The sequence below is a fragment of the Frankia umida genome, from assembly GCF_023242945.1.
GTDB lineage: Bacteria > Actinomycetota > Actinomycetes > Frankiales > Frankiaceae > Frankia > Frankia umida.
In genome coordinates, this window is the sequence record NZ_JALKFT010000004.1 from 303,098 (window position 1) to 312,385 (window position 9,288).

The window sequence follows — 9,288 nt, forward strand, 5'->3', positions numbered from 1 at the left end:
GTACGGCTGTCCAGGTCCAGGACGCGTCGATACTCGCAGGTTTCGGTGAAGTCATCCGGCCCGGCGGCGGATCAGCGTCCGGCCCGGGTGCCGGTCCAAGGCCCGGCCCCGGGCCGGCCCAGGGCCCGGTCAGCCGAAGAAGACCGCGGCCTCGGCGTACAGCTCCGCCGGCACCGTCTTGAGCGCACCGGTGGCCTCGGCGAGCGGCACCCGGTCGATCCGGGTGCCGTGCAGCGCGACCATCACCCCGGACTCGCCCTCGTGCACGGCGTCGACGGCGTGCAGACCGAAACGGGTCGCGAGCCAGCGGTCGAACGCGCTGGGCGTGCCGCCACGCTGCAGATGGCCGAGCACGGTGGCCCGGGCGTCCCGGCCGGTCCGGCCACGGATCTCGGTTTCGAGCACCGCGGCGATGCCCTGCAACCGGACATGGCCGAACGCGTCGAGTTCGGCGTCCTTGGTCATCATCGTGCCCGCGATGGGAGTGGCACCCTCCGCGACGACGATGATCGGCGCGTAGTGGGTGGCGAACCGGGACTCGACGAACGCGCACACCTTGTCGAAGTCGAACGGCCGCTCGGGGATGAGGATGACGTTCGCGCCCCCGGCCATCCCGCTGTGCAGGGCGATCCAGCCGGCATGGCGGCCCATCACCTCGACGATGAGCACCCGGTGGTGACTCTCGGCGGTGGTGTGCAGCCGGTCGACGGCCTCGGTGGCGATGTTCACCGCCGTGTCGAAGCCGAAGGTGTAGTCGGTCGCGGACAGGTCGTTGTCGATGGTCTTCGGCACGCCGACGACCGGGACGCCGTCGGCGTGCAGCCGGGCGGCCACGCCCAGGGTGTCCTCGCCGCCGATGGCGATCAGCGCGTCGACCCCGTCCGCGGCCAGGTTGCGGCGGATCAGTTCGAGCCCGTCCACCGCGGCGTACGGGTTGGTCCGGCTCGAGCCGAGAATCGTGCCGCCGCGAGGCAGGATGCCACGGACCGCGGTGGTGTCCAGGGGCACCGTGTCGCCGGTGAGGGGGCCACGCCAGCCGTCGCGGTAGCCGACGAACTGGTGCCCGTAGACGCTCTCGCCCTTGCGTACCACTGCCCGGATCACCGCGTTGAGCCCCGGACAGTCACCGCCGCCGGTCAGTACGCCGATCCTCATCGCACTCTCCTCGCCTCCGCGCCGGCCCGACCGGGCCGCGCCAGTACCCACTCCCGTCCCGCCTCTCGGCGGCGACAGCAGCGGCAGCGTAGCGGCGCACGACACATACAGAGTGCTATTTGTAACTACTAGGCGTGGCGAATCAAGCTCAAAAAGTCATGAGCGGGGGGGCTGGCCGGCGGTGCGGGGGCGCAGCGGGGCGAGGATCTCCCAACGAGCCAGATTGTGCAGCGCGTCGGCGAGGGCGTCGTGGGCGTTGGCCGGCGGCGGCGGCAGCGTGGGACGGCCCAGCTCCTCCCACAGCTGGCGCAGATCCCGGGTAAACCGGGGCATCCGCGCCGGCAGGTCGGTCATCGTCCCGAACAGCTGACAGAGAACGACATGATCATATGCGCCGTACCAGGCCCAGAGCTCCGGTGCGCCGTCCGCCGTCAGCAGCGCGTTCAGATCATCGCGGATGCGGGCCCGGGAGCGCCAGGCCGGGTCGGCCGGCGACGGCAACTGGTCGAGCACGTTGCGCCGGACCCAGGGCACCGCCCAGACCGGATCGAATTCGGTGGACACGGCGTAGTAACGCTGTGCGCCGTCCTCGCTGACAATGCCGATGCTGACCAGGTCCAGCCAGAGATGGCCGGACTCACGCCGCTCGATGAACTCGGTGTCGTAGAAGAAACGGGTTGCCACCGGTTCAGTCTCTCCCGCTCCAGGTAGGTACCGCCGGACCGGGCCGGCGGCGCCAGGGTCGCGTCACCGCGGCGAGCAGGCCCGCGGCCGCGGCCGCCCCGACCAGCGGCAGCACCCACAGCAACGGCCCGGAATATGGCTTCTGCTTCGACTCGCTCGCGGCACCGGCGACGGCCCTCGCCGCCGAACCACTCGTACCACTACTCGTGCCGCCCGTCGCGCTCGCGGCCGCCGGACCACCCGCGACGGGGGCTCCCCCGGTGTCGCATCCCGTGGCGCCCGCGATCGTCACACTGCGGACCCGCGGGCCCACCGTGGCCGGACGGACCTGGATCTCGACCCGCGCCGCGCCGGGCTCGGCGACCACGCACAGCAGACCGCTGTCCGCCGCCGAGGTCACCCGCCCGCCGGTGACCGCCACCTGGTAGCCGCGCGGGTAGGCAGCGGCCGGCACGTTGATCGCCGTAGCCGTCCCGGCCGTCAGGACACCCGCCGTCGAACCGTCCGGCAGCGCCACCGCGACCGGGCGCAGCCCCAGGGTCAGCACGCCGGCCGCGTCGTAACGCAACAGCTCGGGCGTGCCCGCCACGGCCGCGGGGTAGGGCCGCACGAGCCGTGCCGGCGTCGCCGGCATCGTCGGCGCCGAACCCGAGCCCACACCGACCGGAGCGGCCGTACCCACCGTCGCGCCACGTCCGTCCGGCGGGTCGTAGAACCAGCTCAGACCGAAACTGTCGGCGGTCGCGACCAGGGTGTCGATGGTTTCGGGGGAAGCGTCCTTCCAGCCGGTGAGGTAGCCGGTCGGATCGTTGAGGGCCACCGTCACCGCCGGGTCGAACCGCGCCGGGCCGCTGCGCCACAGCAGATGCACCGGGTCGTGCGCGGCCACGGTGTCGGACAACGCCGGGCCGGTGCCGGCGGGCACCTCGTAGCCGAACACTCCCGGTTCGGCCCGCAGCCGGTCGGCGAGCGCGGCCAGGCCGACCGACAGGGTCGCATCCGAGAGACGTCGACCCGCCACCGTCGGCACCAGCCGCACGACGACCCGCAACCCCCGGTCGGTGAGCCGCCGGGTGAGCGTGACGACCTGGCCGAGGCCGGCGTCCGCGGGGCTCGTCACCTGCTCGGACGCGGTGGGTCGTGGCCAGCCCGCGACCGCTGGAACCCGTCCGCCGGTCGCCACCGGAACCGCCAGCCGCACCCCGGTGAAGCCCTGGCCGAGCCAGGTCGCGAGATCGGCGTCGGTCGGCGTCACACCGGCCGGCAGGGAGATCCCGCGCACGACCACGACGCGGTGGGCCGCGTCGACCAGGTACGGACCGAACCGCCCCAGCGTGTTCGCCGGTGCCGCCCCACCCGCCGCCGCACCGCCCGCCGGGGCGGCACCGTCCGGCGTGGGAACGGCCCAACCGGCCGACGCACCCGTCGCCAACAGCATGCCGCCCACACCCACGACGATGACCAGGTCACGAACCCGGTGGCGCCGCTGGTCGCGGGGAACCCGGCCGGATGAGCGACTCCAACCAGGGATGGACCGGGCGAAACCGGAGCGGACGATGTGGGTCAGGGCACCACGCACATCGCCCATCCTGCCGTGTCGGCGCAAACAGCCTCAGACCGCCCGGTCCGTCGAGTTACCAGGCGTGGTCGGACGAGCGGATGCGGCCGGCCGGGCAGAGCCCCCCCGATCGGCCCGATCAGGCCGGTCAGCCCGGTCGGTGCGGTCGGCCAGCACGCGCGCCGGCGGGGACACGCCGGCGGCGGACACCCCGGCCGGCGGGCCGCCCGCGGCGGCCCGGTCCGACGCGGCGCCCGCGAGGTCGCCGGCCGCGGCGGTCACGGCGTCCGAGGTGGCGGCGTCCGAGGTGGCGGCGGCGCTGATGGCCGCCGCCCGGGCCGCGGCGATTTCCTCCTTGGCCCGCTTCGCGTACATATCGACGTACTCCTGGCCGGAGAGCGCCATCAGTTCGTACATGATCTGATCGGTGATTGAACGCAGCACGAACCGGTCGTCCGCCATCTCGGCGTAGCGGGAGAAGTCCAACGGGGGGCCGACCCGCATACCCACCCGACGGACCCGCGGCAGCAACTTGCCGGGGGGCTGCGCCTCGAACGTGCCGATCATGGCGACCGGGATCACCGGCACGCCGGCCTCCAGCGCCATCCGGGCGACACCGATCTTGCCGCGGTACAGGCGGCCGTCCGGCGAACGGGTGCCCTCCGGGTAGATGCCGAGCAGGCGGCCCTGGCGCAGCACCCGCACGCCGGATCGCAACGCCCCCTCGCTGGCCTTGCCACCGCTGCGGTCGATCGGGATCTGGCCGGCCCCGCTGAAGAAGACCCGCTTGAACCAGCCCTTGATGCCGGCCTCGGTGAAGTAGTCACTCTTGGCCAGAAAGGTCACCCGCCGCGACACCACCAGCGGCAGGAAGAAGTGGTCAAGAAACGACAGGTGGTTTCCGGCCAGGATGGCGGGCCCCTCCGCGGGGATGTGCTCGGCACCCTCGACCCACGGGCGCCACACCACCCGTAGTACGGGCGTGAGGATCGCTTTGAGCACCCAGTAGAACAAGGACAGCTCCCACCTGGTCACCGTCGTGAGACGACACTGTCAGGGCGCCCGGACCGGGTCGCCCGCACTGCACACGCCGACGCCGTCGCTGCGGACCCGAGCATGCCGCTGGCCGGCAGGCAGACCTGAGCCTAGGTAGCCGGACATCATCACGTCCACTCGAACATCCACAACAGTGCCATGGACGGCGTCGTCGGGGTGATGACCCTGCCATGGCCGGAGCGCATCGCTGCCCCGCGCCGACCACGAGCACGGGCGTGCCGAGATCTATATCATCGCAACGACGGACGATCGCATCACGACATCCGACTCCACCTCCTGGTGAAATTCCGTCAAATGTCATGACATCGGCGACAAGATGCCCACCGATGAGACCCGGACGACCATGGCTTCAGCCCACGGACCGTGCGAGCATGAGGGTACCGACGACTTTCCGCCCGCCCTGCGAATGTTGCGCGGCGAGTGGGTTACACAGAGCACGGCGTAAGCGGCACGGGGCACGGGCACAGGGCACGGGCACAGGGCACGGGCACAGGGCACGAGGTACCGGGCGCGAAGGGCGGACAGCAATGGCGGGTTCCACCGGCACGGTCCTGCTACCCGGCGCTGAGCCGTTCGCCTACGTGGGCGGGTCGGTCGGGGTGCTGCTGGTCCACGGCTTCACCGGCTCGCCGGGCAGCATGCGCCCCTGGGGGGAGGCGCTGGCCGCCGCCGGGCTGACGGTCTCCTGTCCGTTGCTGCCCGGCCACGGAACCCGCTGGCAGGACATGGTTCCCACCGGGTGGCCCGACTGGTACACGACGGTCCGCGGCGAGTTCCTGCGGCTGCGGCGCGAGTGCGACCAGGTGTTCGTCATGGGTCTGTCGATGGGTGGCACCCTGACGCTGCGTCTGGCCGAGGAACACGGCGCCGAGGTGGCCGGTCTGGTCACCGTCAACGCGAGCCTGCGGACCGAACGCTGGCAGGCCGGGCTCGCCCCGCTACTCAGCCGGATCCTTCCCGCGATTCCCGGGGTCGCCGGTGATGTCAAGGCCGACGGGGTACCGGAGGTCGGCTACGACAAGGTGCCGCTGCGGCCGTTCGCGTCCCTGCGCAAGCTGTGGGCGGTCACCAGCGCCGACCTCGGGCGCATCGTCTCCCCGGTGCTGGCCTACCGCAGCGTGGTCGATCACATCGTCGAGCCCAGCTCCGGCGCGCTGCTGCTGGCCGGGGTACGGGCCCCGATCGAGGAACGGCTGCTCGCCGACAGCTGGCATGTGGCCACCCTCGACAACGACAAAGAGAAGATCTTCGCGGGAAGCCTGGAGTTCGTCCGCACGCACTCGCTCTCGCCCCTGGTGCCCGAACCGGTGGCCAGTGATGGCTGAGCATCCGCCCTTCCCCAGCCCGGGCGAGCCGGCCCCGGGGCCACTCGATCATTCTGGTCCCGCGGCGGTGCCCGGCGCGAACGGCGACACCGGCGAACGCAGGGAGTCACTGACCGCTGACGCCGACCAGACCGCGGCGGAGCAGCCGACCCCCACCCCGGCCGAGCCCACCGGGGCGGCGCTGGAGCAGCCGCCCGGGTCCGCCTCCGACGACCCGCCGCCGGCACCGGTGCCACCGCGCTCCCAGGACGCCGATGACGCGGCGTTCCGCGAGCTCGTCGCCCGCTTCGACGACGAGCCGACCACCCGCGCCTGGCCGTCCCAGGAGGACGTCGCCGACCCGCGCCGTCCCACGATCATCATTCTGCGGCCGCCGTTCGAACCCGACACCCCGGCCGACCCCGCGGACCAGACCGAACCGGGCGCCGCGCAGGCCGGCCTGCCGCCCGGCGTGCGCCCGCATCAGCTACGGGGCGACGACGACGAGATCGTGGTCATCGACCTGGGCGCCGACAGCGCCGAGACCGGCTCGCCGGACGGCGACGACGACCACTACGTGCCGCCGCCCCCACCGCCGCTGCCCCGCATCCGCCCGGTCACCCGCTGGGCGATCGGATCGATCGCGCTGGGCGTGGTGTTCCTGATGGTCCCCAGCCTGATCGGATTCAACCAGTCACGTTCCCAGGATGTGGCTGGCGTGCTGCTCATCCTCGGCGGGGTCGGCACGCTGGTCGCTCGGATGGGCGACCGTCCTCCCACCGACCCCGATGGTCCCGACGACGGCGCTGTCCTCTAGGCCATCCGGTCCCATCGATCTGGCTGGCACCCGCGCTGAACCTGCGATGGCCGGCTGGCAACACCCGTCCCCGGACGGCGGCAGACGGCAGCAGACCCCTGTGGCACGGCGTGACCAGGCTTCTGGCCACCGGCGGCGGGCCGCGGCGGCAGCAGTGGCAGCGGCGAGCAGGGGTACGAACAGAAGGGCGTTGGGCGTGCGTTTTCACGATCAGGTCGAGGTGCACGGGCATCTCATGGACACCGGTGTGCTGGCGAAGGTCCTCGACGACGTGCTCGACTACGGCGGCGACTACCGGGTGGACCGGATCGACCTCGGGCGCGGCCACGACGACGAGTCCCACGCCGTCATCACCGTCGGCGCCGAGACACAGCGGCGCCTGACCCGCATCCTGATGCGCGTCCAGGTGCACGGCGTGAACAAGGTGACCGCGGGCGAGGCACGGTGCGAGCCGGCCGACCGCGACGGCGTGTTCCCGACGGACTTCTACTCGACGACCAACCTGGAGACCGTCGTCCACCTCGACGGCCAGTGGGTGCCGGTGGAACATCCGGAGATGGACTGCGGCCTGGTCGTGTCGCACGGACGGGTCCGTACCGTGCCGGTCACCGACGTGCGGGCCGGCGACCAGATCGTCTGCGGGGTGGGCGGTGTCAAGGTCGTCCTGCCGGTGACCGATCATTCCAGCCGTGTCCACGCCGAGTACGGTTCGCTGCCGACGTCCGGGCAGCCGCAGGCGGTGCTGGTGCGCGCGATCGCCCGCCAGATCCGCGAGGTCAAGGCCGAAGGCGGTCAGGTGCTGTGGGTGGCCGGCCAGGCGGTGATCGCCACCGGTGCCACCCCGGCGCTCGTCGCCCTGATCGAGGCCGGCTACCTCGACGTCCTGTTCAGCGGGAACGCACTGGCGACGCTGGACATCGAGGCGGCACTGTACGGGTCACCGCTCGGGGTCGGGCCGCTGCGCAGCGGACGGGTGCAGCGGGGCAGCGAACAGCACATTCGGGCGATCAACGCGATCCGCCGGCAGGGTTCGATCCGCGCGGCGGTCGAGTCCGGCGTGCTGACCGAGGGGATCATGCACGCCATGGTCAAGGCGAACAAACCGTTCGTCGTCGTCGGCTCGGTGCGCGACGACGGGCCGCTGCCCGACGTCCACACCGATGTCATCGCCGGCCAGCGGGCGATGCGCGCCGCGCTGCGCGGCGTCGGCTACGCGCTGATGGTCGCCTCCGCGCAGCACTCGGTGGCGACGGGCAACATCCTGCCCGCGTCGATCCCGGTGGCGTGTGTGGACGTCAACCCGGCGACCGTGCACGCCCTGACCGAACGGACCAGCGCGCACGCCGTCGGTGTGGTCGCCGACGCGGGGCTGTTCCTCGAGCAGCTCGCCCTCGAACTGGTGGCCGACTACCGTCCCGCCCGGCTGGGACCGGGCGGGACGTTCGCCTGACCTGGCCTCGGTGGCGGCCTGCTCCGCTCTGATCCGGATGCGGCTCTGATCCGGATGCGGCTCTGATCCGCGGACGGGTGCGGCCGCTCAGATGCGGGCGAGGTCGGCGGCGCCGACCAGACCGGCCTGGTTGCCGAGCTCGGCGATGACCACTTCGGCCATCGGACGGTGGCCGTGGCCGGGCATGGTCTCGGCGAAACGGTCGCGGGCCGGGCCGAGCAGCAGTTCACCGGCATCGGAGACGCCTCCGCCGATCACATACCGGTCGGGGTCGAGCACGGCGGCCAGACTCGCCATCCCCTCGCCGAGCCAGTGCCCGACCTCCGTCAGGCAGCGCAGCGCGGCCGGGTCGCCCTTGCGGGCGGCCTCGGTGACGTCCGGGCCGGTCAGTGCGTCGATGTCGCCGCCGCTGGCGGCCAGCATCACGGTGGCCGCGGCCGGGTCGTCGGCGGCCAGCTGCCGGGCGAGGCGGACCAGCGCGCGTCCGCTGGCGTACTGCTCCCAGCAGCCGTGGTTGCCGCAGCCGCACAGATGCCCGCCGGGAACCATCCGCATGTGACCGGTCTCCGCGCCGATACCGAACGCGCCGCGGAACAGTTCGCCGCCGACGACGATGCCGCTGCCGATGCCGGTGCCGACGGTGAGGCAGACCAGGTCACGGCGGCCGCGACCCGCGCCGAAGCGGTACTCGGCCCAGGCCGTCGCGTTGGCGTCGTTCTCGACGACCACGGGTAGGCCGACCCGGTCACGGACCTCGTCGCGCAGCGGTTCGTTCCGCCAGGCCAGGTTCGGTGCGAAGATCACCCGGGAGCGGTCGGCGTCGATCCAGCCGGCAGCGCCGATACCGACCGCCCACACGTCGTACGCGGCGGACAGCTCCGCCACGACATCCGCGATCGTGTTCGCGACCTCGACGCTCGAATGCCCCGGGGTCGGTCGGCGCAGAGCGGCCAGCACGGTGCCGGCGCCGTCGACGACACCCGCCGCCACCTTGGTGCCACCGACGTCGACGCCGATGGTGAGACCGGCGGTGCGGCGGTCCGGCTCACCATCGACCGCGTTGGGGACCGGTGGAAGGGGACTGACGGGCAGGGAGCTGGCAGACAGGGAGCTGGCAGACAGCGGGTTGGCAGGCAGCGGACCTGTGATGCTCATGTGATCTCGATCCTTTGGACGCGGGGTCTGGGCGATGCGGCGGCCCGGGAAGGGGCCGCCGCGGCCGTCGCCGCCCCGCTAGCGTAGTCGGCGTGCCCCACGGCGCGGG

8 protein-coding genes are annotated in these 9,288 nt (G+C 72.4%); 3 read left to right on the forward strand and 5 right to left on the reverse strand.

Annotated features, from left to right (window positions below):
• Positions 1-129: 129 nt before the first annotated feature.
• The 4 genes from MXD59_RS06480 to MXD59_RS06495 form a co-directional block, all read right to left on the reverse strand.
• Positions 130-1,155 (reverse strand): 6-phosphofructokinase, encoded by a 1,026-nt coding sequence (locus MXD59_RS06480; RefSeq protein ID WP_248823843.1) that lies wholly within the window; start codon positions 1,153-1,155, stop codon positions 130-132.
• Between the two features lie 156 nt (positions 1,156-1,311).
• On the reverse strand, positions 1,312-1,839 hold the full coding sequence (locus MXD59_RS06485) for a polyadenylate-specific 3'-exoribonuclease AS (protein ID WP_163548956.1): 528 nt from the start codon (positions 1,837-1,839) through the stop codon (positions 1,312-1,314).
• A gap of 4 nt (positions 1,840-1,843) precedes the next feature.
• Positions 1,844-3,418 (reverse strand): hypothetical protein, encoded by a 1,575-nt coding sequence (locus tag MXD59_RS06490; protein ID WP_248823844.1) that lies wholly within the window; start codon positions 3,416-3,418, stop codon positions 1,844-1,846.
• A 33-nt stretch (positions 3,419-3,451) separates the two neighbouring features.
• Positions 3,452-4,411: a lysophospholipid acyltransferase family protein gene (locus MXD59_RS06495; protein ID WP_248823868.1), complete on the reverse strand. Its 960-nt coding sequence runs from the start codon at positions 4,409-4,411 to the stop codon at positions 3,452-3,454.
• A 569-nt stretch (positions 4,412-4,980) separates the two neighbouring features.
• On the opposite strand from MXD59_RS06495, the gene MXD59_RS06500 reads away from it, so the two are divergent.
• The 3 genes from MXD59_RS06500 (at position 4,981) to MXD59_RS06510 (ending at position 8,024) form a co-directional block, all read left to right on the forward strand.
• Positions 4,981-5,778, forward strand: coding sequence for an alpha/beta hydrolase (locus tag MXD59_RS06500; RefSeq protein WP_248823845.1), 798 nt, complete (start codon positions 4,981-4,983; stop codon positions 5,776-5,778).
• The gene (locus tag MXD59_RS06505) at positions 5,771-6,574 is read left to right on the forward strand and encodes a hypothetical protein (protein ID WP_248823846.1); all 804 of its coding nucleotides are present in this window, start codon (positions 5,771-5,773) and stop codon (positions 6,572-6,574) included. Before MXD59_RS06500 ends, MXD59_RS06505 begins: the two co-directional genes overlap by 8 nt.
• A 196-nt stretch (positions 6,575-6,770) precedes the next feature.
• Positions 6,771-8,024, forward strand: a complete 1,254-nt coding sequence (locus tag MXD59_RS06510; protein WP_248823847.1) for an ornithine cyclodeaminase family domain — start codon at positions 6,771-6,773, stop codon at positions 8,022-8,024.
• Positions 8,025-8,111: 87 nt separating this feature from the next.
• On the opposite strand, the gene MXD59_RS06515 is transcribed toward MXD59_RS06510, so the two are convergent.
• Positions 8,112-9,179: an ROK family glucokinase gene (locus MXD59_RS06515; protein WP_248823848.1), complete on the reverse strand. Its 1,068-nt coding sequence runs from the start codon at positions 9,177-9,179 to the stop codon at positions 8,112-8,114.
• Positions 9,180-9,288 lie beyond the last annotated feature (109 nt).